Here is a 24,722-nt window from a genome sequence, read left to right as displayed (position 1 = left end):
AGTCGGGGCTCAGGACCAGGCGAGTCGCGCTCTGAAGCCCCGCGAGCCGGGGTTCAGGACGAGGCGAGTCGGGGCCTGGGGCCCGTGAGTCGGGCTCTGCGGCTCCGCGAGTCGCCGTCTGGAAGCCCGCGAGTCGCGACCTGAGGCCGCCCGAATCGTGATCATGGCAGCGGCCGCGCCGTCATGATCGCGATTCAGGGAGCAGGACCAACCTCCAGCGTCGTTGCTGCTCCCGAGACCGTGATCTTCCACCCAGGCTCCACCCTCGGGCCGCGGCCGCCGGGATGGTTCCGCTCGAGAAGAGCGTTGCCCGCTGGAACCGGCGGCTCCGCCGCCGGCCACCCAGCTGACCCGCTCCCTCGCCTCCGGTCCGCCGCTCGCAGGTCGGGGACCTCGAATCGCCAGGCTCCAGACCCCGACTCGCCTGGTCTCAGAGCGCGACTCGCCTGGTCTCAGAGCGCGACTCGCGCGGCCCGAGTCCCCGACTCGCGGGCGCGTACGGCCCCACCGCGGGCACCCCGGCCCACTGCAGAGGCGCAGGGCCGGGGTGGGGCCGGGTCAGCGGGGGAGGGCCGAGGCCTTCCAGGCGCCGGGGCCCGGGGTCGGCGGGAGCGGCGTGCGCAGGAGCGACGCCGGCTCCGACCAGAGGTCGCGCGGCTTGGCCGGCGGGGGGCCGCCGGCCGAGGCGGCCGCTGCGATGACGACCGTCAGCGCCGCCAGTTCCTCGTCCGTCGGCTCGCCGCGCACGACCCGGAAGAGCGCGCGGCGCTCCTCCGGGGTCGGCTCTTCGGAAACCTGATCCGAGCTCACAGCGGGATGTTCCCGTGCTTGCGCGCCGGACCCACCTCGCGCTTGGTCTGCAGCATCCGCAGCGCCCGGCCCACGTACCCCCGGGTGTGCGACGGCGGCACGACCGCGTCGATGTACCCGCGGTCCGCGGCGATGTAGGGGTTGCAGAGGGTGTCCTCGTACTCCTGCTGCAGCTCCGCCCGCTTGGCGGCGAGCTCGTCGCCCTCCAGGCCCTTGAGCTCCTTGCGGTACAGGATGTTCACCGCACCCTGCGCGCCCGTCACCGCGATCTGCGCGGTCGGCCAGGCGATGTTGACGTCCGCCCCGAGGTGCTTGGACCCCATGACGTCGTACGCGCCGCCGTAGGCCTTGCGGGTGATCACGGTGACCTTCGGGACCGTCGCCTCGGCGTAGGCGTAGATGAGCTTCGCGCCGCGGCGGATGATGCCGTTCCACTCCTGCTCCGTGCCCGGCAGGAAGCCCGGGACGTCGACGAAGGTCAGGATGGGGATGTTGAACGCGTCGCAGGTGCGGACGAAGCGCGCCGCCTTCTCCGACGCGTCGATGTCCAGGCAGCCGGCGAACTGGGTGGGCTGGTTCGCGACGATGCCGACGCTGCGCCCCTCGATCCGTGCGAAGCCGGTCACGATGTTCGGTGCCCAGAGCTCCTGGACCTCGAGGAAGTCCTCCTCGTCGACGACGCGGTTGATGACCTCGCGGATGTCGTAGGGGGTGTTCGCCGAGTCCGGGACGATCAAATCGAGCTCGCGGTCCGTGTCCGTGATGCCGTCCTCGATGGACCCGTCGACGGGCTCGGAGGCCGGGAAGACCGGCGGCTCGGACAGGTTGTTCGACGGCAGGAAGCCGAGCAGCTCCTTGACGTAGTTGATCGCGTCCTCCTCGTCGCTGCCGAGGTAGTGCGCGACACCGGACTTGGAGTTGTGGGCCCGGCCGCCGCCGAGCTCCTCCATGTCCACGTCCTCACCGGTGACGGTCTTGATCACGTCCGGGCCGGTGATGAACATGTGGCTGGTCTCGTCGACCATGACCGTGAAGTCCGTGAGCGCGGGGGAGTACACCGCGCCGCCGGCCGACGGGCCCATGATCAGCGAGATCTGCGGGATGACGCCGGAGGCCCGCACGTTGCGGACGAAGATCTCGCCGTAGAGGCCGAGCGCGACGACGCCCTCCTGGATGCGCGCGCCACCGCCGTCGTTGATCCCGACGACCGGGCAGCCGATCTTCGCGGCCAGGTCCATGACCTTGACGATCTTCTCGCCGTAGACCTCGCCCAGCGAGCCCCCGAACACCGTGGCGTCCTGGCTGAACACCGCGACCGGCCGGCCGTCGATGGTCCCGGTCCCGGTGACGACGCCGTCGCCGAACGGGCGCTTCTCCTGCATCCCGAAGTTCGTGGACCGGTGCCGGACCAGCGCGTCCAGCTCGACGAACGAGCCCGGGTCCAGCAGCTGGTCGACACGCTCACGGGCAGTCTGCCGGCCCTTGGCGTGCTGGCGCTCGGCGGCGTCGTCCGAGGGCAGCGCCCCCTCGAACCGCTTGTAGAGATCGGCAAGCTTCCCGGCCGTCGTGTGCACGTCCGGCTCGACGTCCGGGGCGTTCGACGGGTCCCCCATCGGCTCCGTTGCAGCGCTCATGGCTCGGGAGCCTAACCCGGCGGAAACACGGGGCGCGCCGGTGCCGGAGCGGTCTGCGTCACGTTCGCCGCGCACGATCGGGTCGAGTCCGTGACCGGACGACCGGTCGCGGTCGTCGGCGCTCGTCCGGCCGGTGCGCTCACCCGGCGACCGCGGCCGTCCGTCCGTCGTCCCGGTCGGGTGCTCCGGCCGGAGGAAACGCCGTCACAGGGATACGGTCCGACCCGTGACCTCGTCCGAACCCCCGCCCGGTGCCGCGCCGGCGGTCTCCTACGACCCGCACGCGCTGCGGCTCGCGTTGCTCGGACCCGCGGGTCGGTGGGCCCGGCTCGACGTCGTCGAGGCGACCGGTTCCACGAACGCGGACCTGGCCCGGATGGCCGTCGAGGGCGCTCCCGACCGCTCCGTCCTCGTGACGGAGCACCAGCAGGCGGGCCGTGGACGGCTCGACCGGAGATGGGAGTCCCCCCGCGGCTCCGGGATCGCGGTCAGCGTGCTGTGGAGGCCGGAGGGGGTGCCCGCCGAGCGGCTGGGCTGGATCCCGATGCTCGCCGGCGTCGCCCTGCTCGACGCGGTGCGCGAGCTCGCACCGGAGCTGGCCGCCGGGATGAAGTGGCCCAACGACCTGCTGCTCGGGCCGCAGCGGCGCAAGGGTGCGGGCATCCTCGCCGAGATGACGTCGGTGTCCGGGGGCGGTCCGGGCGTCGTCCTCGGGATGGGGATCAACGTGGACTACGCGGAGGCCGATCTGCCCCCGGGGCGACGTCGTTCGCCGCGGAGGGGTTTCCCGTCGACCGGTCCGCCCTGCTCGTCGCGCTGCTCACCCACCTCGGGGAGCGCGAGGCCGTCTGGCGGGACGCCGGCGGGGACGCCGACGCGAGCGGGCTGCGCGCGGACTACCGGGCCGGCTGCCTCAGCCTCGGCTCGGAGGTGCGGGTGGAGATGCCCGGTGGCGCGGCCGTCGTCGGGATGGCCGAGGACGTCGACCCGTCCGGGCACCTGCTCGTCATGGAGCACGACGGGCACCGCCGCGCGATCGCGGCCGGGGACATCGTGCACCTGCGACCCGCCGACCGGCCCCAGGACGACGCCCCCGCCGCCGACTAGATTGGCGCGATGCCCTACCCGGATGATCTGCTCGTCGAGGGCGAGCGGGTGGTGGTCCACAAGCACCCGCACTGGAAGATGCTGCTCGTCCCGGTACTGGTCTTCCTGGCCACAGTGGGTCTCGGCGCGTTCCTCGCGGCGCTGGTGAGCGCGCAGAGCTGGGCCGGGATCGCGTGGATCGCGCTCGCGGTCGTCGGCGTGGTCCTGATCGTGTGGCTCACCCTCGTGCCGCTGGTCCGGTGGCGCACCACGCACTTCGTCGTGACGACGCGACGCGTGCTGGTCCGCGAGGGCGTGCTGTCCCGGCAGGGCATCGACATCCCGATGACGCGGGTGAACTCCGTCCAGTTCCGGCACACCGTGCTCGAACGCGTGCTCGGCTGCGGCACCCTGGTCATCGAGTCCGGCTCCGACGAGCCGTTGGAGTTCCACGACGTGCCCGGCGTCGAGCGGGTGCACGCCCTGCTCTACCAGGAGACGGACGACGATCTACCAGGAGGTTGCCGACGATGACGACCAGAGCGCTCCCGATGCCCGTCTCCACGCAGGGGCTGCCCGCACACGTGACGATCTACGAGGTCGGCGCGCGGGACGGGCTGCAGAACGAGAAGGCCGTCGTCCCCGTCGCGGTGAAGGCGGAGTTCCTGAACCGGCTCGCGGACGCCGGGCTCACCACCCTCGAGGCGACGAGCTTCGTGCACCCGAAGTGGGTGCCCCAGCTGGCCGACGCCGCCGAGCTGTTGGACCTCCTGGAGCGACGCGAGGGCGTCGACTATCCCGTCCTCGTCCCCAACGACCGCGGCCTGGACCGCGCGCTGGAGTCCGGAGTGGACCACATCGCCGTGTTCGCCAGCGCCACCGAGACGTTCGCGAACAAGAACCTCAACCGCAGCCTCGACGAGCAGTTCGGCATGTTCTCCCCCGTGGTGAAGCGGGCGCGGGACGCCGGGCTGCGCGTCCGCGCGTACGTCTCGATGGCGTTCGGGGACCCGTGGGAGGGGGCCGTCGAGCCCGCGCAGGTCGCCGCCGTCGGGCGCCGGCTGATGGAGATGGGCTGCTCCCAGCTCTCCCTGGGGGACACGATCGGCACCGGGACGCCCGGGCACGCCGAGGCCGTGATCGACGCGTGCGTGGCCGGCGGGGTGCCCGTCGACGCCATCGCGGTGCACTTCCACGACACCTACGGCCAGGCCCTGGCCAACACCCTCGCCGCGCTTCGCCGGGGGGTGACCACCGTGGACTCGTCCGCGGGCGGGCTCGGGGGCTGTCCGTACGCGAGGTCCGCCACCGGCAACCTGGCGACCGAGGACCTCGTGTGGATGCTCGACGGGCTGGAGATCAGCCACGGCGCGAACCTGGAGGCGCTGGTGGAGACGAGCGTGTGGATGGCCGGCCGGCTCGGGCGGCCCTCGCCCTCGCGGGTGGTGAAGGCGCTCTCCGGCGGCTGACGCCGCTCGCCCGCGCTGAGTGGTGCACCGGCACCGCCGACCGCGCCCGGGCGCCGAAGACGCGAGGTCAGGGCTGCTGGGCGGGCGGTGCCTGGTCCCGGCTCCCGAACATCCCGGTGAACCGGGCCCGGTAGACGATGTCCCGGTCCGCCGGGTCCCCGCGATACATCCACGCCCGCAGCGTGATCAGCCCGATCCACGGCTTGCTCCGCGAGCGCCGCGCCTCGACGATCTCCAGTTTCCCGGTCAGCACGTCGCCGCCGAACACCGGCGCGGGCCAGGCGACCTCGTCCCCGCCCGGCGAGCCCAGGGCAGTCGAGCGCAGGAGGATCTCGTCGACGTAGAGCCGCATCCACAGGCCGGCGGTGTACCAGCCGGAGGCGGCGAGCCGACCGAAGATCGACTCCTTGCCGGCCGTCTCGTCGAGGTGGAAGGGCTGCGGGTCGAACCGGCGGGCGAAGGCGACCATCTCGTCGGTGTCGACGGTGACGGTCCCGAGGTCGAAGACCCGTCCGGCGGTGAGGTCCTCGAAGGCGATCTCCGGCATGGGCCGACGGTAGCTCAGGGCGCACCCAGGGCAGCCACCGCGGCGTCGTGGACCAGGCCGTTGGACGCCATCGCGTTCCCGCCCGCGTACCCCTGCTTCCCGAGCAGGTCGGTGAACCGCCCGCCGGCCTCCTCGACGATCGGCTGCAGCGCCGCGAGGTCCCACTCGCTCGCGACCGGCTCGACGGCGAGGTCCACGGCACCCTCGGCGACCAGGCAGTGCTGCCAGAAGTCGCCGTACGCGCGGGTCTCCCAGCACTGGTCCAGGAGCGCGAGCCAGCCGTCGAGCATGCCGAGGGAGCGGAAGCTGTTCAGGTTCGTCGTCGAGACGAGGGTGTCGCCGAGCTCGGCCACCCCGGACACCGCGATCCGCCGGGGGGCGCCGCGAAGATCGCTGGTCCAGGCCCCGGCGCCCACGGCTGCCCACCAGCGCCGGCCGAGCGCGGGCGCGCTGGCGACCCCGACCGTCGCCGTCCCGTGGACGGTCAGCGCGATCAGCGTCGCCCAGACCGGGAGGCCGCGGGAGAAGGCCTTGGTGCCGTCGATCGGGTCGATCACCCAGCCGCGGCCGCTCGCGGGCAGCTCGGAGCCGCCGCGCTCCTCGCCGAGCACCGCGTCCCCCGGGCTCTCCCCGGCGAGCGCGGCGCGCAGGGCGTCCTCGGCCGCGGTGTCCGCGTCCGTGACCGGGGTGCGGTCCGGCTTCGTCGTCACCCTCAGGTCCGCGGCGCGGAACCGGGGGAGCGTGATCGCGTCCGCGATGTCCGCGAGCTGCAGGGCGAGGTCGAGATCCGGGTGGTCGCTCACGTCCGAGAACCTTGCCACCACCCCCGCCACACAACGCAAGGCATAAGCTCCCGACGTGACCACGGTCTTGTTGGCCGAGGACGACGCCGCCATCGCGGAGCCGCTCTCCAGGGCCCTGCAGCGCGAGGGCTACGAGGTCGCCGTCGCCCCGGACGGCATCGTCGCGCTCGACCGTGTCCGGGAGGGAGGCGTCGACCTCCTCGTGCTCGACCTCGGTCTGCCCGGGATGGACGGCCTCGAGGTCTGCCGGCGGATGCGGCCGGACTTCCCGGACCTGCCGGTTCTCATGCTGACCGCCCGCACCGACGAGGTGGACTTCGTCGTCGGGCTGGACGCGGGCGCGGACGACTACGTCGGCAAGCCGTTCCGGCTCGCGGAGCTGCTGGCCCGGGTCCGGGCGTTGCTGCGCCGGCTCACCCCCGAGACGGTCGACGTGGGCGGCGTGCGGATGGAGCTTCTCCGGCCGCCGTGTGCTCGTCGACGGCCAGGAGATCGCCCTCGCGAACAAGGAGTTCGAGCTGCTGCGGGTGCTGATGCTGCGCTCCGGGCAGGTCGTGACGCGGGAGGAGATCCTCCGTGAGGTCTGGAACGACCCGGACATGAAGACGTCGAAGACGCTGGACATGCACATGTCGTGGCTGCGTCGCAAGATCGGTGGGGAGCGCCGGATCGCGACCGTCCGCGGTGTCGGCTTCCGCTTCAACCACGACTGAACCGGCCAGCAGATGCGCCGCCGGATCCTCCAGTCCACCCTCCTCGTCGTCGCGATCACCGCCCTCGTGCTGGGCGGCCCGCTCGCCGTCACGACCTGGCAGCTCGTCGAGGACATCACCCGGGCGGACCTGACGTCGCGGCTCGAGGTGATCGCGGAGCGGCTCGAGGAACAGCCGAGCGCCGTCGACCCGGCGACCCTCGCGCTCGCGGTGCCCGCCACCGGCCGGTTGACCCTCGACCGGCCGGGGGAGCCGAGCCGCTCGTTCGGCGCGGACACCGGCGCCGACCCGGTGACCGAGACGCTGCCCTTCGCCCACGGCGGGACGATCACGCTCACCGAGCCGCGGTCGATCATGCGGACCCAGCAGGTGCAGGTCACGGTGATCGTGCTCCTGCTGGTGGTGATCTCCATCGGTGCCGGGACGATCGTGGCGACGCTCACCGCCCGCCGCCTCGCCGACCCGCTCCGCGACGTCGCGGACCGGGCCGCCCGGCTCGGCGCAGGGGACTTCCGCCGCACCCCGCACCGGCACAACATCCCCGAGCTGGACCGGGTCTCGGACGTCCTGGACACCTCCGCGGCGGCGCTTGCCGAGCTGGTGCAACGGGAACGTGCGCTGGTCGGGGACGTGTCCCATCAGCTCCGCAGCCGGATCACGGCCCTGACCCTGCGCCTCGACGAGCTCGCCGCGCACCCGGACCCCGAGGCCCGCCGCGAGGCGCTCGCCGCGCTCGAGCAGACCGAACGCCTCTCCGACGTCCTCGACGAGCTGCTCGAGGCGTCCCGCGCGGCGCGGGCGGCCGGCGCGGAGCCGATGGACCTGCGGGAGGGTCTCGCGGCCGTCGTCGAGGAGTGGCGGCCCGCGCTCGTGCAGGCGGGCCGGACGTTGCGGTTGCGGGTGCCGGAGGGGCTGCTCGCCCGGGTCACGCCCGCGCGGATCCGGGAGGCCGTCGGCGCGCTCGTGGACAACGCGACGCAGCACGGCGGTGGGACCGTCACGATCAGCGCGCGGTCCGGGGACTCCCTGCTGGTGGTCGAGGTGAGCGACACCGGCCCCGGCATCCCCGAGGAGCTGGTGCCGCACGTGTTCGACCGTGGCGTGTCGGTGCAGTCGTCGACGGGCCTGGGGCTGGCCCTGGCCCGGGCGCTCGTCGAGGCGGACGGGGGCCGTCTGGAACTCTCCCGCGCCAGGCCGCCCACATTCACGATCTTCCTGCCGGCTGCGCGGGCCGACGACGTCGTGGCCGCTCCGCGCCCCCCGGCGACGACCCCTCGCTGAGGCGGGGGCGCGAGGATCAGGGTGTGGCGCCCGGCACCTGACGACGGACGTTCTCGTCCGGGAAGACGAACCGGCGGAACGCCCACCAGCGGAAGGCCATCCCGACGAGGGTCCCGACGATCTGACCGCTCACGAAGTCCGCGACCTCCTGGGTGAGCAGGGAGACCTCGGGGATCTGCAGGTGCAGCAGGTAGCGCGAGACGGCCAGCGGGGCGGAGTAGACGCCGACGCCGACACCGCTGACCAGGAAGAACAACAACGCCTCGTGATGCTTCTCCCGGCCGCCGCGGGTCCGGAAGGACCACTCCCGGTTCATGACGTAGGACACGATCGTCGCGATCAGCACCGCCATGATCTTCGCCGTGAGCGGTTTGGGCTCCAGGACCGTGCTCTTCAGGAAGAGGAAGACCGTGGTGTCGATGATCCACGTGGTGCCGCCGACGAAGGCGAACTTCACCAGCTCACGGTGCTTGATCGCGAGGTCACGGTACGGCTGCGGGATGCGCGCCAGCGCCGTTTCCACCAAGGACACTCCGCCGATCGTGCCAGACGGCCGAACGCCCCGAGCGCTCGGCCGGGCCCGCGCGTCGCTCGGCTAGGCTCCTCGGACCGTGAGTACCTCCCGTGACTTCCCCGTCGTCGGCATGATCGGCGGCGGGCAGCTGGCCCGGATGACGCACCAGGCCGCCATCGCCCTCGGCCAGACGCTGCGCGTGCTCGCCGCCGGGCCGGGCGAGCCCGCCGCGCTGGTCAGCCCGGGCGTCGTGCTCGGGTCGCCGGACTCGCTCGAGGACCTCCTCGCGCTCGCGAAGACCTGCGACGCCGTCACGTTCGACCACGAGGGTGTGCCGCAGGAGCACCTGCGCGCGCTCGTCGAGCGGGGGGTGCCCGTCCGGCCGGGCCCGGACGCGTTGCTGCACGCGCAGGACAAGCTCGTCATGCGCCGCCGGCTCGCCGGGCTCGGGATCGCCGTCCCGCCCTTCGCGGCGGTGGAGAGCCCCGCGGACGTCGAGGCGTTCGGCACGGAGCACGGCTGGCCGGTGGTGCTCAAGGCCGTCCGCGGCGGGTACGACGGCCGCGGCGTCTGGTTCCTGCAGGGCCCGGACCCGGATCTGGTCGCCGAGCTGCTGGCGGCGGGGACGCCGCTGATGGCCGAGCAGGCCGTCGTCATGCGCCGGGAAGCTCGCCGCGCAGGTCGCCCGGTCGCCGTTCGGGCAGGCCGCGGCGTGGCCGGTCGTCGAGAGCATCCAGGAGAACGGGCAGTGCGTCGTGGTGCTCTCGCCCGCGCCCGGGATCTCCGAGGACCTGGCCCTCGAGGCGCAGGGCCTCGCCCTGCGGATCGCCCGGGAGCTCGACGTCACCGGGCTGCTCGCCGTCGAGCTCTTCGAGACCGAGGACGGGCTCGTGGTCAACGAGCTCGCGATGCGCCCGCACAACTCGGGGCACTGGACGATCGAGGGCGCCCGCACCTCGCAGTTCGAACAGCACCTGCGCGCGGTCCTGGACTACCCGCTCGGCTCGACCGCGCCGACCGCGCCCGCCGTCGTCATGGCGAACGTGCTCGGGGCGGACGTGCCGCCGTCGATGACCGTCGACGAGCGGATCCACCATCTGTTCGCCCGCTTCCCGGACGTCAAGGTCCACATGTACGGCAAGGACGAGCGGCCGGCCCGCAAGGTCGGGCACGTGACCGCGCTCGGCCGGGACATGACGGAGGTCCGGCGGCGAGCCGAGCTCGGGGCGCACTGGCTCTCGACGGGCGAGTGGTCCGACGGCTGGTCCGTGCACGACGGGGCGGCGTCCGTCCCCACGACGACGGGAGACCGGAATGACTGACCCGCAGGTGGGCGTGATCATGGGCAGCGACTCGGACTGGCCCGTGATGAAAGCGGCCGGCGAGGCGCTGGCGGAGTTCGGCGTGCCCTACGAGGTGGGCGTCTACTCCGCGCACCGCACCCCGCAGCGGATGCTGGACTACGCGAAGGAGGCCGCCGCCCGGGGCCTGAAGGTGATCGTCGCCGGGGCGGGCGGCGCGGCGCACCTGCCGGGCATGGTCGCGTCCGCGACGCCGCTGCCGGTGATCGGCGTGCCGGTCCCGCTCAAGGTGCTCGACGGGCTGGACTCCCTGCTCTCGATCGTGCAGATGCCGGCCGGCGTCCCGGTCGCGACCGTCGCGGTGGGCAACGCGCGCAACGCGGGCCTGCTCGCGGTGCGGATCCTGGCGGCGTCGGACGAGGCGCTGCGGGCCCGGATGGAGGCCTTCCAGACCGATCTCGAACAGATGGTGCTGGACAAGGACGCGGCTCTCCGGTCGGCCGTGCGCAACGGATAGCGGGACCCGTCGGGCCGAGGTCACGGACACCCGGACCGTGCCGGCGACGGTGTGAGGAGGCCGCGCGAAAAAGTCGTGGCGAACTCCCGGATCGCGGTCGTAGGGTGGCGGTACATGGGAGAGGAGGTGGTCCAGCGTTGATTAGCAGCAGGACTCGTGAGGTGACTGTCCGCTAGCACCGCGGGACGTTTTCTCGACGGCCGTGGAAGTCGGTAGGTGCCGGCGAATTCCAGGCAGTCACCGTGATCCCCGGGCCCGAGCCCGTCCAGCTCGGCATGCGCACCGCTTCCGGTGCGGCCCGGGGATCATCCATGTCCGGACCCGTCCCGCCGCTCCAGGTTCCGGGCCGCCCGCTCGAGCCGGCGCGTCACGTCCTCGAGGCCCACCGGGGCGTCGAGCGGGAGCATCTGCGCGACCTTCCGGAAGTGGGCCACGCACTCCTGCGCGCCCTCCGCCGTCGCCCCGTCCGCGAGCCAGCGCCGCAGCGCCTGGTTGTGCGCCGCGACCACCGCGGCCGCGGTGACCGCCGCCCGCAGGTCCCCGTCCGGGACGTCGGCCAGGCGCAGGCCCAGCTCCCGGGTGAAGAGCCGGCGGTAGTGGTGCACCATGGCCGCCTCGCGGTCCCGCAGCGCCGGCACCTCGTGGACCAGGGCGAACCGCTTGCGGGCGGTCCCGGAGTCCGTCAGGTAGAGGTCGAAGACGGTCTCCCCGGCGCGCAGCACCACGGACAGCAGCGGCTCGGTGGGATGCGCGTCGGCGAACACCGCGGCGATCCGGGCGAGGCCCAGTTCGTGGTCCGGGGAGACCGCGTCCTCCTTGCTGCGGAAGTAGCGGAAGAAGGTCCGGCGGCCGACGCCGGCGGTGGCCGCGATGTCGTCGACGGTCGTCTCGTCGTAGCCCTGGTCCGTGAACAGGTCCACCGCGGCGGTGACGAGGTCACGACGGATCTCCGCGCGGCCCTCGGCCGAGCGTCCGCGGCGCACCTGGGGCGTGGCCTCCGTCATGGCACGCAGGGTAGCAGCGAGATTGCGAGATGGCACGCAGTGCCGTTACGGTGAGATCGAACCGGACACCGACGCGGGACGAGGAAGTTCAGACGATGCAGAACGCCGACTTCGACACCTACCGGCTCAGCGACGAGCACGAGGCCCTGCGCGACGCGGTGCGTGCGCTGGCGGAGAAGGAGATCGCGCCCTACGCCGCCGACGTCGACGAGCAGGCGCGCTACCCGATCGAGGCGCAGGAGGCCCTGACCAAGGCGGGCTTCCACGCCGTCCACATCCCGGAGGAGTACGGCGGCGAGGGGGCGGACGAGCTCGCGGCGTGCATCGTGATCGAGGAGGTCGCGCGGGTCTGCGCGTCGTCGTCGCTGATCCCGGCGGTCAACGGACTGGGCTCCGTCCCGATCCTGCTCTCGGCGTCCGAGGAGCTCAAGCAGCAGGTGCTGCCGTCGATCGCGTCCGGCGAGGCGATGATCAGCTACGCGCTGAGCGAGCGCGAGGCGGGCTCCGACGCCGCGTCGATGAAGACCCGCGCGCGCCGGGACGGGGACGACTGGGTGCTCAACGGCACCAAGTGCTGGATCACCAACGCCGGCGTCTCCACCTGGTACACGGTCATGGCCGTGACGGACCCGGAGAAGAAGGCCAACGGCATCTCCGCGTTCGTGGTGCACTCCGACGACCCGGGCTTCGAGGTCGGTCCCAAGGAGCGCAAGCTCGGCATCGCCGGCTCGCCGACGCGTGAGATCTACTTCCAGGACTGCCGGATCCCCGGGGACCGGATCATCGGCGCCGAGGGCACCGGCTTCAAGACCGCGCTCGCGACGCTGGACCACACCCGCCCCACGATCGGCGCGCAGGCCGTCGGCATCGCCCAGGGCGCGCTGGACCAGGCGATCGCCTACGTCAAGGAGCGCAAGCAGTTCGGCAAGGCCGTCGCGGACTTCCAGGGCGTCCAGTTCATGATCGCGGACATGGCGATGAAGGTGGAGGCCGCGCGCCAGCTCGTCTACGTCGCGACCTCGCGCGCCGAGCGGGGAGAGAAGAACCTCGGGTTCATCTCCTCCGCCGCCAAGTGCCTGGCCAGCGACACCGCGATGCAGGTGACGACGGACGCCGTGCAGCTCTTCGGCGGCGCCGGCTTCACCAAGGACTTCCCGGTGGAGCGGATGATGCGGGACGCGAAGATCACCCAGATCTACGAGGGCACGAACCAGGTCCAGCGGATGGTCATGGCGCGCAGCCTGCTGCGCTGAGGCGCTTTCAGAGGATGAAGCGGAAGAGCGGGGAGTCCGGGGGGATCCGCTCGATCTGGGGCGGGGCGGCCTCCATCCGGGCCAGCAGGGCTTCCAGGTCCGCGGGGTCGCCGAGCTCCAGGCCGACGAGCGCGGGCCCGGTCTCCCGGTTGCTGCGCTTGATGTACTCGAAGAGCGTGATGTCGTCGTCCGGGCCCAGGACGTCGTCCAGGAAGCTGCGCAGCGCGCCCGGCTCCTGCGGGAACTCCACCAGGAAGTAGTGCTTGCGCCCCTCGTGGACGAGCGCGCGCTCGACGACGTCCGCGTACCGGCTGACGTCGTTGTTGCCCCCGGAGAGCAGGCAGACCGTCGTCGAGCCGTGCGGGATGTCCAGCTGCTCGAGCGCGGCCGGGGCGAGCGCGCCCGCGGGCTCGGCGATGATCCCGTCGGTCTGGTAGAGCGCCAGCATCTCGACGCAGACCCGGCCCTCGGCGACGGGCTCCAGCACGACGCCGGAGTCCCGCACGATCGGGAACGTGACGTCCCCGACGCGGCGCACCGCGGCCCCGTCGACGAAGGGGTCCACGTGCGCGAGCGTCGTCGGGCCGCCCTCGCGCAGGGCTGCCGCCATGCTCGCAGCCCCGGCGGGCTCGACGCCGACGACCCGGATCTCCGGGTGGCGTTCCCCCAGGTAGGCGACGGTGCCTGCGAGCAGGCCGCCGCCCCCGACGGGGACGATCACGGTGTCCGGCGGGTCCGCCAGCTGGCCGAGGACCTCGCGGATGACGGTGCCCTGCCCGGCCACGGTGCGCTCGTCGTCGAAGGCGGGGACGAGTGTCGCGCCGGACTCGGCGGCGTCCTTCGCCGCGGCGGCCGCGGCGTCGTCGTAGGTGTTGCCGATGACGATGACCTTCACGACCTTGCCGCCGAGCCGCGCGACCCGGTCCCGCTTCTGCCGCGGCGTGGTCCGGGGCAGGTACACCCGCGCCTCGACGCCCAGGCGGGAACACGCGAACGCGACGCCCTGGGCGTGGTTGCCGGCACTCGCGCACACGACACCCCGGGCCTTCTCGGCGTCGTCGAGCTGGGCGATCAGGTTGTACGCGCCGCGGATCTTGTAGGACCGGACGGGCTGCAGGTCCTCGCGCTTGATCCACACCTCGCCGCCGACGGCGTCCGAGAGCCGGGCCGAGATCTGCAGCGGGCTCGGGCCGATCACGGCGCGCAGCCGCTCGGCGGCGGCGTCGACGTCCACGGCGGACACGGAGCGGGCAGCAGCCCTGGGATCAGCACCTGCGGTGCTGGTGGGAGGCACGGCGGTCACGCCCTACACGGTGCCACGCGCCGCGTTCGGCCCGTGCACCGCCCGCACTCCCCGCGTGCGGGGCGGCGCGGGCACCCCTCAGAGCCGGGTGCTGCACTTCTCCGCGACGTAGCGTCGGTCCAGGGCGGCGTCCTCGGGATGGGCGACCTGCACCAGCGAGGCCCCGGCGGCGAGCACGGCGAGGAGCCCGTCGCGCAGCCCGTCCAGGGTGGTCCACTCCCGGGTCGAGAGGACCCGGTCCGTGGCGGCGAGCCCCAGCGAGTCGACCCGGTCCCGGACCTCGGCGAGGACCTCCGCGACGGTTCTGCCGTCGAGCGCGGTCGCGGCCTGCGTCACCGGCTCCCAGGGGACGAACGCGTCGGGCTGGAGCCGGACCTCGGTCGCGAAGTCCACGACCCCGGCCGGCAGCCCGTCGATCCCGCGGCCGAACGCGTCCATCGACAGCGCCACCACCCCGCCCGGCGCCTTCGCGGCGAGCGCCAGGTCGACCCGGTTCGCGTCGCACAGCACCAGGTCCGCGCCGTCCGGGTCCGCGGTGACCTCGGCGCCGCAGGACCACACCGCGAGCAGCACCGCCGCCGTCTGCCAGTGCGCCGGCAGCAGCACCGCGACCGAGCCGCCGGGCTCGAGGTCGCACTCGTCGCGCAGCAGGTTCGCGGCCTTCGCGGCCCAGTTGGCGGTGGTGACGGCGGAGAGCTCGATCCGCTCGCCGGTCGCGTCGTCGTAGAACGTGATCAGCGGCCGGGCCGGGTTCGTCGCGAGGATCGGGTCGAGCAGGGCGTCGGTCAGGGACACGGATGTCCTCTCAGCGAATCGGACTCGGACTCAGTCGATGCACGGTACGCCGCCGGCGTTGATCGCCGATCCGGCGTCCGGCGCGGGTGCCGACGTGGCCGCCGAGGGGGACGCGGCCGGCGCGGCCGCGGCGGCGGGCGCCTCGAAGTCCGTGCCGAGCAGCACCTGCACGTGCCCGGACGCGACCCCGTCCGCCTGCTCGACCCCGATCCCGCCGAGCTTCGCCGCGACCGCCCGGGCCGCGGCGTCGCCGTCGGACTGCGCGTAGCGGACCACGGAGGTCGTGCGGCTCGGCGCGTTCTCGACGTTGCCCTCGACGAAACCCGCGGCGGTGAGCGTGCCCGCGACCTGCGCGGCCAGCCCGGTGGTCCCCGAGCCGTTGCCGACGTCCGCGGTGACGGTCGCCGGGTCGACATCGGAGGTCTCCTCCGGTGCCGGCGTCTCCTCGGGCCTCTCGTCCGCGGGGGTCGTCTGCTGCTCGACGAAGCCCTTGACCTGCGCGGGATCGACGAGCACGACGTCACCGCGGTCGTTCGTCGCACCGCCCTGCGTCGGGATCGTCAGGAAGTTCATGTTGCCCGCCGCCAGCCCCGACGCCTGCCGCGCGAACGCGAGGAGGTCCCACCCGGAGTCGACGACCAGGGACTTGTGGGCGACGTCGATGAGCCCCGACAGCGTCGACGGGTTCGTCAGCGTCCCGCTCGACAGCGTCTTGTCCGCGACGGCGGCGAGGAACACCTGCTGGCGGCGGATTCGCGAGAGGTCCCCCTCGGGCAGGCCGTGCCGCTGGCGGACGAACGAGAGCGCCGCCGCGCCGGAGACCGTCTGCGGGCCCGCGGGGAAGTTCGCGCCGGAGAAGGCGTCGTTCACCGGGTTCCGCAGGCAGACGTCGACGCCGCCGATCGCCTCGGTCAGGTTGTAGAAGCCGAGCAGGTTGACCTCGGCGTAGTGGTCGATCCTGAGGCCGGTGAGGTCCTGCACGGTCTGGATCAGCGTGCTGCGCCCGGCGGCCGACGACTCGCTGTCGATCTCCTTGGGGTTCATCCCCCCGGCCCTGACCAGTTCCTCCGACCGGAGCGCCTTCGTCACCGGATAGGCCGCGTTGATCTTGTCCTTGCGGTAGCCGGGGATGTCCACATAGCTGTCGCGGGGGATGGAGAAGGCCGTCGCGCTGCCGCCGTCGTCGGGCACGTGCAGGACGATGATCGTGTCCGAGTTCAGCACGCCGCTGCTCTCACCGCCGTGCAGCTGGTCGAGCACCGCGCGGGGGAGCGGGTTGCCCTGGGCGTCCGTGCGGCTGTCCACGCCCACGAGCAGGATGTTCTGCTCCCCGGAGTTCGCGCCGCCGGTGATGACGTTCGTGGTCGTCAGGCCGCCGGTGATGTCCCGGTAGAGCCCCCACGCGGACCCGGTCAGGACGAGGACCAGCGCGGACAGGCCGCAGACGGTGACCCGGGCGCGACGGCGGAAGCGCACGGCGCGGGGCTCGGGGGGCGGCGACGCGGGCGGCCGGGGACGGGCCGGGCGGTTGGGCGGCCTGCCACCGCCGGCCCCGGTGCCGGGCCTGCGGGCCGGGGGACGGGGCGGGACGGCGCGGGGCGCGCCGGTTCCCGGCTTCCGGCGGGGCGGGTCGGCCCGCCCGCCGGAGCGGACCGACGGGGAGGCACCGGAGGACGGGCCGGAGCCGGAGCGGGCCGTGGTGGAGCGTGAACCGGCCTTGCGGTCGAGCGGGGTGTCGCGGGCCGGGGTGCGGCGCTCGGACGGCGTCCTGCGCTCGGCGGCGGGAAGCCGGTCCGGGGACGAGCCCTTGTCGGCAGCGGGGCGCCGGCCCGGCACGGAGCGGCGGTCGGCCGTCGATCCCCGGTCCGGTGGGACATGCCGTTCCGCTCCGTCGCCGTCCGAGAGCGTCCCGTCCCACCCGAACAGCGCCGCCGCCGCGGACCTGCGTCCGCGTCCGGAACCGGACGCGGAGCGGCCGGACCCTCGCTCGCCCATGCCACCACCCGTCGTCGTCGATCCACTTCATCCGTCCGGCGCCGCCCCAGGGTGCAGTATCGCGCCCCGCCCCACGGCGTTTCGTTCGGCGTGTCGCGGCGTGCCACCCGTCCTGGCCCCCGTCGGGGAGGCCCGGTCACCGCCACCCGCCTCGGCGCCCGGGCCGGGTGCCGAGGCACGTCGTCCGTGGTGGGCGTACCAGCGAAGCCTTCCCCGCGGCCCGCACGGCCAGGCCGGAGTGGACGGTCCGGCGCGGTGGGTGAGCTTCATGACAGTCCGTCGCGAAACGCGATCGATTCATTACTTCCGGCGACCGTCGGACGCCTGGCCGACGATCACCGCACTCTCCTTCCGGGCGACGAACCCGGCATTCGGATGAGACCATCGTCCCCGCGTTCACCCGAGGGAGCCGCCAGTGTCGGAGACCGTGCAGTCGCTGTCGGCGCAGGGCCGCGCGCTCCTCGACGCGGGTCGTTCCGCGGACGCGGTGGAGGTGCTCCGCCAGGCCGTGGCGTCCGGCGAGGAACCGGCACTGGACCTCCTCGCCCGCGCCTACCTGGACAACGGCAGCTGGGTCGCGGCCGCGAACTGGCTCGGCGCGCTCGTCGAGAGCGGACGGGTCGAGTTCGCCGGGCGCCTCGGCGTCGCGCTCGCGGAGCTGGGGGACGCGGGCGGGGCGGAGGACGCCTTCCGGACCGCCGTCGAGTACGGCGAGCTCGCCGCGGCCAACGACCTCGCCATCCTGTTGCGGGACCAGAACCGCTTCGGCGAGGCCGTGCAGGTGCTGACCCGCGCGGCCGAGCAGGGGGACCGGCAGGCCCCGGACAACCTGACGGCGCTGCACCTGGAGGCCGGGGACCTGTCCGCGGCGATCGAGGCCGCCGAGCGCTGGGTGTCCGACGACCGGCCGGACGCGGTCGTCGCGCTCGCGGACGTGCGGGCGGCCGCCCGCCGCGACGACGAGGCGGACGCGCTCTACCGCCGGGCGGCCCACCTCGGTGCGTTGCGCGCCCACACCGCCTACGGGACGTTCCTGCTCACGTCCGTGGGCGACGTCGACGGAGCGGAACGCGAGTTCCGCGCCGCGGTGCGGCACAACGAGTCCGGCTCCTCCTACGCCCTCGCGCAGTTCCTGATCGACACCGGCCGTCCCGACGAGGCCCGCGCGCACCTGCAGGTCGGCATCGACCACGGGGACCGCAACGCCCTCGAAGCCCTCTCCGAACTGGACGGAGAGGACCTGTCGGACGACTGAGCGGAGCCCGTTAGGGTGCTCGGCCATGGAACCGGGACGGCCGCACGAGGGGCCGAGGCAGGACGAGGGGCCGGGGCGCGACGTGCGGACCTACGGCGACGAGCTCGCCGTCGTCACCGTCACCTACTCGCCCGGGGAGACCCTCGACGCGTTCCTGGACTCCGTCCCGAAGGCCACGACCCGGCCGGTGCGGGTGATCCTGGCGGACAACGGCTCGGTCGACGGCGCCCCCGAGCGCGGCGCCGAGCGCGACGGCGTGGACCTGCTCCGGATCGGCGAGAACGTCGGCTACGGCACCGCGGCCAACCGCGGGGTCGCCGAGCTGGGCGACGAGGTCGGCTGGGTCGTCGTCGCCAACCCGGACCTGGTCTTCGGGCCGGGCTCGCTGGACGAGCTGCTGGCCGTCGCCGCCCGCTGGCCGCGGGCCGGAGCGCTGGGCCCGCTGATCCGCGACGCCGACGGGCACGTCTACCCGTCGGCGCGGCTGCTGCCCTCGCTCGGCCGCGGGGCCGGGCACGCCGCGCTCGGGCGGGTGTGGCCGGACAACCCGTGGACGCGCTCCTACCGGCAGGAGGACGCCGAGCCCGTCGAGCGGACCGCGGGCTGGCTCTCGGGGTCCTGCCTGCTGTTGCGGCGCACGGCGTTCGACTCCGTCGACGGCTTCGACCCGCGCTACTTCATGTACTTCGAGGACGTCGATCTCGGCGATCGGCTGAACCGGGCGGGCTGGCGAAACGTCTACGCACCGTCGGCCGAGGTCGTCCACACGGGCGGTGCGTCCACGTCGAAGGCCGACGTGTCCGCCCGGATGCTCACCGAGCACCACCGCAGCGCCTACCGCTACCTCGCCGACCGCAACGCCGGCGTCCTGCGGGCCCCGCTGCGGGCGCTGCTGAAGGCCGGGCTCACCGCACGCGCACGATCCGCGTCACGTTGAGCGGACTCATCCTACGAGAGGACCCACTCGTGCTGGACGACGTCGAAGCCGTCGTGCTGGTCGGGGGCAAGGGCACCCGACTGCGCCCATTGACCCTGTCGGCGCCGAAACCCATGCTGCCCACCGCCGGTGTGCCGTTCCTGGCGCACCTGCTCTCGCGCATCCGCGCGGCCGGGATCCGCCGGGTCGTCCTGGGTACCTCATACCTGGCCGAGACCTTCGCGGACCACTTCGGCGACGGCGAGTCGCTGGGCCTGGACCTCACCTACGTCGTCGAGGACACCCCGCTGGGCACCGGCGGCGGGATCCGCAACGTCGCCAAGCACCTGACGGCGGAGCACGTGATGATCTTCAACGGCGATGTCCTGTGCGGGACGGACCTCCGTGCCGTCGTCAATACGCACCGCACCACGGACGCGGACGTCACGCTGCATCTCGTCCGCGTGCAGGACCCGCGCGCCTACGGCTGCGTGCCGACCGACGACGACGGACGGGTCACGGCGTTCCTGGAGAAGACCGAGGACCCGCCGACGGACCAGATCAACGCCGGCTGCTACGTCTTCCGCCGCTCCGTGATCGACTTGATCCCGGAGGGCCGCCCGGTGTCCGTGGAGCGGGACACGTTCCCGGGGCTGCTGGAGGCGGGCTCGCGGGTGTCCGGGCACGTCGACAACGCCTACTGGCGGGACATGGGCACCCCCGGGGACCTCGTGCACGGCTCGTCGGACCTGGTCCGCGGCGTGGCGCCCTCGGCGGCCCTGCCCGGGCCGACCGGGGAGCTGCTCGTCCTCGAGGGCGCGGAGATCTCCCCGGACGCCTTCGTCTTCGGCGGGACGACCGTCGGCCGCGGGGTCCGGATCGGCGCGGGTGCGCGCGTGGAGGGCTCGATGCTCTTCGACGGCGCGGTGGTCGAGCCCGGCGCGATCGTCGAGACCTCGGTGGTCGGCGCGGGCGCGACGGTCGGCGAGTCCGCGAAGGTCCGCGACACCGTGATCGGGGACCGCGCCGTGATCGGCGCGCACTGCGAGCTCAAGGGCGGCATGCGGGTCTGGCCGGACATCTCCCTGCCGCCCCACGGCGTGCGGTTCTCCCCGGACGTCTGACGCCCCCCGTGCGCGGATAACGTTGTTCGGGCGCGGCCTCCCGCGCACGAGCACCGGAGGTGGGGATGATCGAGCGGGAGTGGCTGCCGGCGTACCCGCTGGACCTCCCCGGTGTCCTGTTCCCGCTGCGCCGCGGCCGGGGCGACCCGACCTGGCGTTCCCAGCCGGACGGGCACGCCATCTGGCGCACCTCCACCACCCCGGACGGCCCGGCGACGCTCCGGCTGCACCGCCGGGGCGACGGCACGGTCGTCGCGGCGGGTTGGGGTCCCGGCGCGCAGTGGGAGCTCGACGGGCTCCCCGCGCTGCTCGGCGTGGACGACCGGCCGGAGGACTTCCGCGCCCACCACCCGCTGATCTCCGACGCGGCGCGCCGGATGCCCGGGATGCGGCTGGGCGCCACCCGCCGGGTCTGGGACCAGCTCGTCCCGGCCGTCCTGGAGCAGAAGGTCACCGGCACCGAGGCGCACCGCTCGTGGCGTGAGCTCTGCCGGCGGTTCGCGGATCCCGCGCCCGGCCCGGCCGAGCTGGTGCCGAAGGGCATGCGGGTCCCGCCCACGCCCGCGCAGATCCGGGCCGTGCCGGACTGGGAGTGGCACAAGGCCGGGGTGGACTCGGCGCGGCGCCGCGCGATCCTGGCCTGCGCTGCCGTCGCCCACCGGCTGGAGAAGGCGGTGGAGCTGCGCGGCGAGGAGGGCCGGATCCTCCTGCGCCGCATCCCCGGGATCGGGGTGTGGACCGCCGCGGAGATCGCGCAGCGGGCCTGGGGCGACCCGGACGCCGTCAGTTTCGGGGACTTCCACATCCCGACGGTCGTCGGCTGGGCGCTCGTCGGCCGTCCCCTCGACGACGCGGGCATGCTGGCCGAGCTCGCCCCCTACGTCCCGCAGCGGCACCGCGCGGTGCGCTACGTGGAGGCCTCGGGCTTCAGGCGGCCGAGATTCGGGCCACGGTTCTCCCCGCGGGACTACCGCGCCATGTGACGCGCGTAGCGTCACCTCCCGTGGCTCTCCTCGACACCCAGATCGCCGCCCTCGACGGCGGAACGCTCCCGGACCTCGGCGGCAAGGCCGTCCTCGTCGTCAACGTCGCCTCGAAGTGCGGGCTGACGCCGCAGTACACGGGCCTGGAGGAGCTGCAGGAGAAGTTCGCCGGCCGCGGCTTCACGGTCCTCGGCGTGCCCTGCAACCAGTTCGGCGGGCAGGAGCCGGGCAGCGCGGAGGAGATCGCGACCTTCTGCGCCACCTCCTACGGCGTCAGCTTCCCGATGACCGAGAAGGTCGACGTCAACGGCCCCGGCCGGCACCCGCTGTACGCCGCGCTGGCGACCACCCGGGACGCGGCGGGCGAGGCCGGGGACGTCCAGTGGAACTTCGAGAAGTTCCTCGTCGCTCCGGACGGCACCGTGGCGGCCCGCTTCCGCCCGCGCACCGAGCCCGGATCCGACGAGATCGTGTCGGCCATCACAGCGGTGCTCCCGAAATAGCGGCTGCGCGCCGGACCGTCGTCCTGCCGACGTAGCCTGGCCGCGTGAAGGTCACGGTGCTGGTCGGCGGGGTGGGTGGGGCTCGGTTCCTGCTCGGGGTGAAGGCCGCGCTCGGCCTGCCCGCGGTGGGTCCTGGGGAGTCCGGGCACGAGATCACCGCGGTGGTGAACGTCGGGGACGACATCTGGCTGCACGGGCTGCGGATCTGCCCGGACCTGGACACCTGCATGTACACCCTCGGCGGCGGGATCGACTCCGAGCGCGGCTGGGGCCGGGCGGGCGAGTCCTGGGCGGTGCGGGACGAGCTGATGGCCTACGAAGCCGACCCCACGTGGTTCGGGCTCGGGGACCGGGACGTCGCGACGCACCTCGTCCGCTCCCGGATGCTGCGCGCCGGCTACCCGCTCTCCCAGGTCACCGAGGCGCTCTGCCACCGCTGGCAGCCCGGCGTGCGGCTGCTCCCGGTGACCGACGACCGGGTGGAGACCCACGTCGTGATCGACAACCCGGATCCCGGTCCGGAGGCGCCACCGCAGATCGCGGTGCACTTCCAGGAGTGGTGGGTCCGGCACCAGGCCAAGCCCGAGGCACAGCGGTTCGCCTCCGTCGGCGCCGAGACCGCGAAGGTGCTGCCCGAGGCCGCCGCCGCGATCGCCGACGCCGACGTGGTGCTGGTCGCGCCGTCGAACCCGGTGGTCAGCATCGGGACGCTGATCCAGGTCCCCGGCGTGCCGCAGGCGCTGGTCGGGACGAAGGCGAAGATCATCGGGTTGTCGCCGATCGTCGGCGGCCGCCCGCTGCGCGGCATGGCGGACGCCTGCCTCACCGCGATCGGCGTGGAGACCAGCGCCGAGGCCGTCGGACGCCACTACGGCGGCCGGGGCGAGGGCGGCCTGCTCGACGGCTGGCTCGTCCATACCGGGGACACCGCCGAGGTCCCCGGTGCCGAGACCCGCGCCGTCCCGCTGCTGATGACCGACGTCGAGGCGACGGCCGAGATGGCGCGCGCGGCGTTCGCCCTGGCCGGGGTCACCCCTTGACGGCGATTCCCGATCACGCCGCCCCCGAGGGCCTGCAGATCCTTCCCGTCCACGGCCTGCCCGAGTTCCGTCCGGGGGACGACGTCGCGGCCGCGGTCGCCGGCGCCGCGCCCTGGCTCGCGGACGGCGACGTCGTGGTCGTCACCAGCAAGATCTTCTCCAAGGCCGAGGGGCGGCTCGTCGCCGCACCGGAGGACCCGGAGGAGCGGGACGCCCTGCGCCGGCGCCTGGTCGACCAGGAGACCGAGCGGATCCTCGCCCGCCGCGGCAAGACGCTGATCGTCGCGAGCAAGCTCGGGATCGTGCAGGCGGCCGCCGGGGTCGACGGCTCCAACGTGCGCCGGGACGAGCTCGCGCTGCTCCCCGTGGACCCGGACGGCAGCGCCGCCCGGCTGCGGGCCGAGCTGCGGGAGCGGCTCGGGGTGGACGTCGCGGTCGTCGTCACGGACACCATGGGGCGGGCGTGGCGCGTCGGCCAGACGGACGTCGCGATCGGTTCCGCGGGAATGACCGTGATCCACCGCTACGGCGGCGCGGTCGACGCCCAGGGCAACGAGCTGCTGGTCACCGAGGTGGCGCTCGCGGACGAGGTCGCCGGGGCCGCGGACCTGGTGAAGGGCAAGCTCGGGGCGATGCCGGTCGCGGTCGTGCGCGGGCTCGCCAGCCCGGACGACGGGTCCACCGCGCGGGACCTGGTCCGCCCGGTCGACGAGGACATGTTCCGGCTCGGCGCCGACGAGGCCCTGGCGCAGGGCCGCCGGGAGGCGGTCCTGATGCGCCGCAGCAGCCGTGAGTTCTCGGCCGAACCCGTCGATCCCGAAGCGCTCCGCCGGGCGGTCGGCGTGGCGCTGACGGCTCCCGCGCCGCACCACAGCACGCCGTTCCGCTTCGTGCGGCTGGCGGACCCGGCCCGGCGCACCGCCCTGCTCGACGCGCTGCGCGAGTGCTGGCGCGCGGACCTCGCCGCGGACGGCCGGCCCGCGGACGAGATCGAGCGCCGCCTCGCCCGGGGGGACCTGCTGCGGCGCGCGCCCGAGCTGCTGCTGCCCTTCCGCACCGGGGACGGCGCGCAGGAGTACCCGGACGCGGCCCGCACCGCCGCGGAGCGGGACATGTTCACCGTGGCCGGAGGCGCGGCGGTGCAGTCGTTGCTGGTCGCGCTCGCGGCCGAGGGGCTCGCGTCGTGCTGGGTCGGGTCCACGATCTTCGCGGCGGACGTCGTGCGGGCCGAGCTGGGCCTGGCCGCGGACTGGCAGCCGCTCGGCGCCGTCGCCGTCGGGATGCCGGTGGCGCCCTTGGCCCCCCGTCCGGCCGTCGACCCCGGGAGGGGGCTGGTCGAGTGGTAGCCCCGGCGGTCGCGGCGGCCGAGCTCGAGGCGTGGACGCCGGGGGACGAGCAGCAGCGCGCCTTGAAGCACGCGCTACTCGCCTACTGCGCGGCCCGACCGGACGACGCGTGCCTGCGCTCCTGCGAGCCCGGGCACCTCACCGCGTCCGCGCTCGTCCTGGACGCGGCGGGCGAGCACACCCTGCTGACCCTGCACCCGCGCGTCGGGCGGTGGATCCAGCTCGGCGGGCACTGCGAGCCCGGGGACGCGTCGCTGCGCGCGGCCGCACTGCGCGAGGCGGGGGAGGAGTCCGGCATCGCGGGGCTGGAGATCGGCGAGCACCCGCTGCACGTCGACGTCCACCCCGTCACCTGCTCGCTCGGCAGGCCGACCCGGCACCTGGACGTCCGCTACCTGGTGCGGGCCCCGGCCGGTGCGGTGCCGGTGATCAGCGAGGAGTCCGTGGACCTGGCGTGGTGGCCGCTCGACGGGCTGCCGGCGGACAGCGACACCGTGTCGACGATGGTCGCCGCGGCGCTCGCGCGCTGA

Annotated in this window: 23 protein-coding genes and 3 pseudogenes; 17 read left to right on the top strand and 9 right to left on the bottom strand. The window is 73.8% G+C overall.

The annotated features are described in order from the left end of the window. Positions 1 to 558: 558 nt before the first annotated feature. Both WBK50_RS27330 and WBK50_RS27325 read right to left on the bottom strand, forming a co-directional pair. Positions 559 to 810 carry an acyl-CoA carboxylase subunit epsilon gene (locus WBK50_RS27330; protein WP_341338346.1) on the bottom strand — a complete coding sequence of 84 codons (252 nt, stop codon included), beginning with the start codon at positions 808 to 810 and terminating at the stop codon, positions 559 to 561. After that, positions 807 to 2,444: an acyl-CoA carboxylase subunit beta gene (locus WBK50_RS27325; RefSeq protein WP_341338345.1), complete on the bottom strand. Its 1,638-nt coding sequence runs from the start codon at positions 2,442 to 2,444 to the stop codon at positions 807 to 809. Before WBK50_RS27325 ends, WBK50_RS27330 begins: the two co-directional genes overlap by 4 nt. 376 nt (positions 2,445 to 2,820) lie before the next feature. Between WBK50_RS27325 and WBK50_RS27320 the strand changes: the two are divergent. The 4 genes and pseudogenes from WBK50_RS27320 to WBK50_RS27305 all read left to right on the top strand — a co-directional run. After that, positions 2,821 to 3,123: pseudogene (locus WBK50_RS27320) on the top strand (biotin--[acetyl-CoA-carboxylase] ligase); the annotation flags it as partial. A 263-nt stretch (positions 3,124 to 3,386) separates the two neighbouring features. Continuing rightward, positions 3,387 to 3,551: a hypothetical protein gene (locus WBK50_RS27315; protein WP_341339516.1), complete on the top strand. Its 165-nt coding sequence runs from the start codon at positions 3,387 to 3,389 to the stop codon at positions 3,549 to 3,551. A 9-nt stretch (positions 3,552 to 3,560) separates the two neighbouring features. Continuing rightward, positions 3,561 to 4,064, top strand: a complete 504-nt coding sequence (locus WBK50_RS27310; protein ID WP_341338344.1) for a PH domain-containing protein — start codon at positions 3,561 to 3,563, stop codon at positions 4,062 to 4,064. Next, the gene (locus tag WBK50_RS27305) at positions 4,061 to 4,999 is read left to right on the top strand and encodes a hydroxymethylglutaryl-CoA lyase (RefSeq protein ID WP_341338343.1); all 939 of its coding nucleotides are present in this window, start codon (positions 4,061 to 4,063) and stop codon (positions 4,997 to 4,999) included. The genes WBK50_RS27310 and WBK50_RS27305 overlap by 4 nt, the downstream gene beginning before the upstream one ends. A 67-nt stretch (positions 5,000 to 5,066) precedes the next feature. On the opposite strand, the gene WBK50_RS27300 is transcribed toward WBK50_RS27305, so the two are convergent. Together WBK50_RS27300 and hisN are read right to left on the bottom strand one after the other, a co-directional pair. Then, on the bottom strand, positions 5,067 to 5,546 hold the full coding sequence (locus WBK50_RS27300; RefSeq protein ID WP_341338342.1) for a MaoC family dehydratase: 480 nt from the start codon (positions 5,544 to 5,546) through the stop codon (positions 5,067 to 5,069). Positions 5,547 to 5,560: 14 nt separating this feature from the next. Beyond that, the gene (gene hisN / locus WBK50_RS27295) at positions 5,561 to 6,349 is read right to left on the bottom strand and encodes a histidinol-phosphatase (RefSeq protein WP_341338341.1); all 789 of its coding nucleotides are present in this window, start codon (positions 6,347 to 6,349) and stop codon (positions 5,561 to 5,563) included. 55 nt (positions 6,350 to 6,404) lie between these two features. On the opposite strand from hisN, the pseudogene WBK50_RS27290 reads away from it, so the two are divergent. Both WBK50_RS27290 and WBK50_RS27285 read left to right on the top strand, forming a co-directional pair. Further along, a pseudogene (locus tag WBK50_RS27290) lies at positions 6,405 to 7,062 on the top strand (response regulator transcription factor). A 12-nt stretch (positions 7,063 to 7,074) separates the two neighbouring features. Then, the gene (locus tag WBK50_RS27285) at positions 7,075 to 8,343 is read left to right on the top strand and encodes an ATP-binding protein (protein WP_341338340.1); all 1,269 of its coding nucleotides are present in this window, start codon (positions 7,075 to 7,077) and stop codon (positions 8,341 to 8,343) included. 16 nt (positions 8,344 to 8,359) lie between these two features. On the opposite strand, the gene WBK50_RS27280 is transcribed toward WBK50_RS27285, so the two are convergent. Further along, positions 8,360 to 8,875 carry a GtrA family protein gene (locus WBK50_RS27280; RefSeq protein WP_341338339.1) on the bottom strand — a complete coding sequence of 172 codons (516 nt, stop codon included), beginning with the start codon at positions 8,873 to 8,875 and terminating at the stop codon, positions 8,360 to 8,362. 79 nt (positions 8,876 to 8,954) lie between these two features. Between WBK50_RS27280 and WBK50_RS27275 the strand changes: the two are divergent. Beyond that, positions 8,955 to 10,179, top strand: a pseudogene (locus WBK50_RS27275) (5-(carboxyamino)imidazole ribonucleotide synthase). Continuing rightward, positions 10,172 to 10,675 (top strand): 5-(carboxyamino)imidazole ribonucleotide mutase, encoded by a 504-nt coding sequence (purE, locus tag WBK50_RS27270; RefSeq protein ID WP_341338338.1) that lies wholly within the window; start codon positions 10,172 to 10,174, stop codon positions 10,673 to 10,675. The pseudogene WBK50_RS27275 and the gene purE overlap by 8 nt, the downstream one beginning before the upstream one ends. A 305-nt stretch (positions 10,676 to 10,980) precedes the next feature. Here purE and WBK50_RS27265 read toward each other — a convergent pair whose 3' ends face one another. Further along, positions 10,981 to 11,679 (bottom strand): TetR family transcriptional regulator, encoded by a 699-nt coding sequence (locus WBK50_RS27265; RefSeq protein ID WP_341338337.1) that lies wholly within the window; start codon positions 11,677 to 11,679, stop codon positions 10,981 to 10,983. Positions 11,680 to 11,774: 95 nt separating this feature from the next. Here WBK50_RS27265 and WBK50_RS27260 point away from each other — a divergent pair, with 95 nt between their 5' ends. Next, on the top strand, positions 11,775 to 12,932 hold the full coding sequence (locus WBK50_RS27260) for an acyl-CoA dehydrogenase (protein WP_341338336.1): 1,158 nt from the start codon (positions 11,775 to 11,777) through the stop codon (positions 12,930 to 12,932). A gap of 7 nt (positions 12,933 to 12,939) precedes the next feature. Here WBK50_RS27260 and ilvA read toward each other — a convergent pair whose 3' ends face one another. The 3 genes from ilvA to WBK50_RS27245 form a co-directional block, all read right to left on the bottom strand. Beyond that, complete coding sequence (ilvA, locus tag WBK50_RS27255) at positions 12,940 to 14,175, bottom strand: threonine ammonia-lyase IlvA (protein WP_341339515.1); 1,236 nt, start codon at positions 14,173 to 14,175, stop codon at positions 12,940 to 12,942. 138 nt (positions 14,176 to 14,313) lie between these two features. Beyond that, a complete protein-coding gene (locus WBK50_RS27250; protein ID WP_341338335.1) occupies positions 14,314 to 15,030 on the bottom strand; it encodes a TIGR03089 family protein in 717 nt (238 codons plus the stop codon). A 30-nt stretch (positions 15,031 to 15,060) separates the two neighbouring features. Continuing rightward, positions 15,061 to 17,025, bottom strand: coding sequence for an LCP family protein (locus WBK50_RS27245; protein WP_341338334.1), 1,965 nt, complete (start codon positions 17,023 to 17,025; stop codon positions 15,061 to 15,063). Positions 17,026 to 17,440: 415 nt separating this feature from the next. On the opposite strand from WBK50_RS27245, the gene WBK50_RS27240 reads away from it, so the two are divergent. The 8 genes from WBK50_RS27240 to WBK50_RS27205 all read left to right on the top strand — a co-directional run bounded on the left by WBK50_RS27240 (position 17,441) and on the right by WBK50_RS27205 (position 24,722). Then, complete coding sequence (locus WBK50_RS27240; RefSeq protein ID WP_341338333.1) at positions 17,441 to 18,280, top strand: tetratricopeptide repeat protein; 840 nt, start codon at positions 17,441 to 17,443, stop codon at positions 18,278 to 18,280. Positions 18,281 to 18,305: 25 nt separating this feature from the next. Then, complete coding sequence (locus WBK50_RS27235; protein ID WP_341338332.1) at positions 18,306 to 19,217, top strand: glycosyltransferase family 2 protein; 912 nt, start codon at positions 18,306 to 18,308, stop codon at positions 19,215 to 19,217. A gap of 32 nt (positions 19,218 to 19,249) precedes the next feature. Then, positions 19,250 to 20,320, top strand: a complete 1,071-nt coding sequence (locus WBK50_RS27230; protein WP_341339514.1) for an NDP-sugar synthase — start codon at positions 19,250 to 19,252, stop codon at positions 20,318 to 20,320. Between the two features lie 65 nt (positions 20,321 to 20,385). Then, positions 20,386 to 21,303, top strand: coding sequence for a DNA-3-methyladenine glycosylase family protein (locus tag WBK50_RS27225; RefSeq protein WP_341338331.1), 918 nt, complete (start codon positions 20,386 to 20,388; stop codon positions 21,301 to 21,303). Positions 21,304 to 21,323: 20 nt separating this feature from the next. Further along, the gene (locus tag WBK50_RS27220) at positions 21,324 to 21,806 is read left to right on the top strand and encodes a glutathione peroxidase (protein WP_341338330.1); all 483 of its coding nucleotides are present in this window, start codon (positions 21,324 to 21,326) and stop codon (positions 21,804 to 21,806) included. Positions 21,807 to 21,850: 44 nt separating this feature from the next. Next, positions 21,851 to 22,846 carry a 2-phospho-L-lactate transferase gene (gene cofD / locus WBK50_RS27215; RefSeq protein ID WP_341338329.1) on the top strand — a complete coding sequence of 332 codons (996 nt, stop codon included), beginning with the start codon at positions 21,851 to 21,853 and terminating at the stop codon, positions 22,844 to 22,846. A gap of 5 nt (positions 22,847 to 22,851) precedes the next feature. After that, on the top strand, positions 22,852 to 24,192 hold the full coding sequence (locus WBK50_RS27210) for a coenzyme F420-0:L-glutamate ligase (RefSeq protein ID WP_341339513.1): 1,341 nt from the start codon (positions 22,852 to 22,854) through the stop codon (positions 24,190 to 24,192). Continuing rightward, positions 24,186 to 24,722 carry an NUDIX hydrolase gene (locus tag WBK50_RS27205; protein ID WP_341338328.1) on the top strand — a complete coding sequence of 179 codons (537 nt, stop codon included), beginning with the start codon at positions 24,186 to 24,188 and terminating at the stop codon, positions 24,720 to 24,722. The genes WBK50_RS27210 and WBK50_RS27205 overlap by 7 nt, the downstream gene beginning before the upstream one ends.

The sequence above is a fragment of the Pseudonocardia sp. T1-2H genome, from assembly GCF_038039215.1.
In the GTDB taxonomy this organism is placed as follows: Bacteria; Actinomycetota; Actinomycetes; order Mycobacteriales; family Pseudonocardiaceae; genus Pseudonocardia.
This window is presented reverse-complemented; position numbering and strand designations above follow the sequence as displayed.

Coding starts and splice junctions, on each gene's coding strand:
- WBK50_RS27235 (WP_341338332.1), top strand. CDS start 18,306: ATGGAACCGGGACGGCCGCACGAGGGGCCGAGGCAGGACGAGGGGCCG.
- WBK50_RS27245 (WP_341338334.1), bottom strand. CDS start 17,025: ATGGGCGAGCGAGGGTCCGGCCGCTCCGCGTCCGGTTCCGGACGCGGA.
- WBK50_RS27285 (WP_341338340.1), top strand. CDS start 7,075: ATGCGCCGCCGGATCCTCCAGTCCACCCTCCTCGTCGTCGCGATCACC.
- WBK50_RS27300 (WP_341338342.1), bottom strand. CDS start 5,546: ATGCCGGAGATCGCCTTCGAGGACCTCACCGCCGGACGGGTCTTCGAC.
- WBK50_RS27315 (WP_341339516.1), top strand. CDS start 3,387: ATGCCCGGTGGCGCGGCCGTCGTCGGGATGGCCGAGGACGTCGACCCG.
- WBK50_RS27225 (WP_341338331.1), top strand. CDS start 20,386: ATGATCGAGCGGGAGTGGCTGCCGGCGTACCCGCTGGACCTCCCCGGT.
- purE (WP_341338338.1), top strand. CDS start 10,172: ATGACTGACCCGCAGGTGGGCGTGATCATGGGCAGCGACTCGGACTGG.
- WBK50_RS27310 (WP_341338344.1), top strand. CDS start 3,561: ATGCCCTACCCGGATGATCTGCTCGTCGAGGGCGAGCGGGTGGTGGTC.
- WBK50_RS27305 (WP_341338343.1), top strand. CDS start 4,061: ATGACGACCAGAGCGCTCCCGATGCCCGTCTCCACGCAGGGGCTGCCC.
- WBK50_RS27265 (WP_341338337.1), bottom strand. CDS start 11,679: ATGACGGAGGCCACGCCCCAGGTGCGCCGCGGACGCTCGGCCGAGGGC.
- WBK50_RS27325 (WP_341338345.1), bottom strand. CDS start 2,444: ATGAGCGCTGCAACGGAGCCGATGGGGGACCCGTCGAACGCCCCGGAC.
- WBK50_RS27260 (WP_341338336.1), top strand. CDS start 11,775: ATGCAGAACGCCGACTTCGACACCTACCGGCTCAGCGACGAGCACGAG.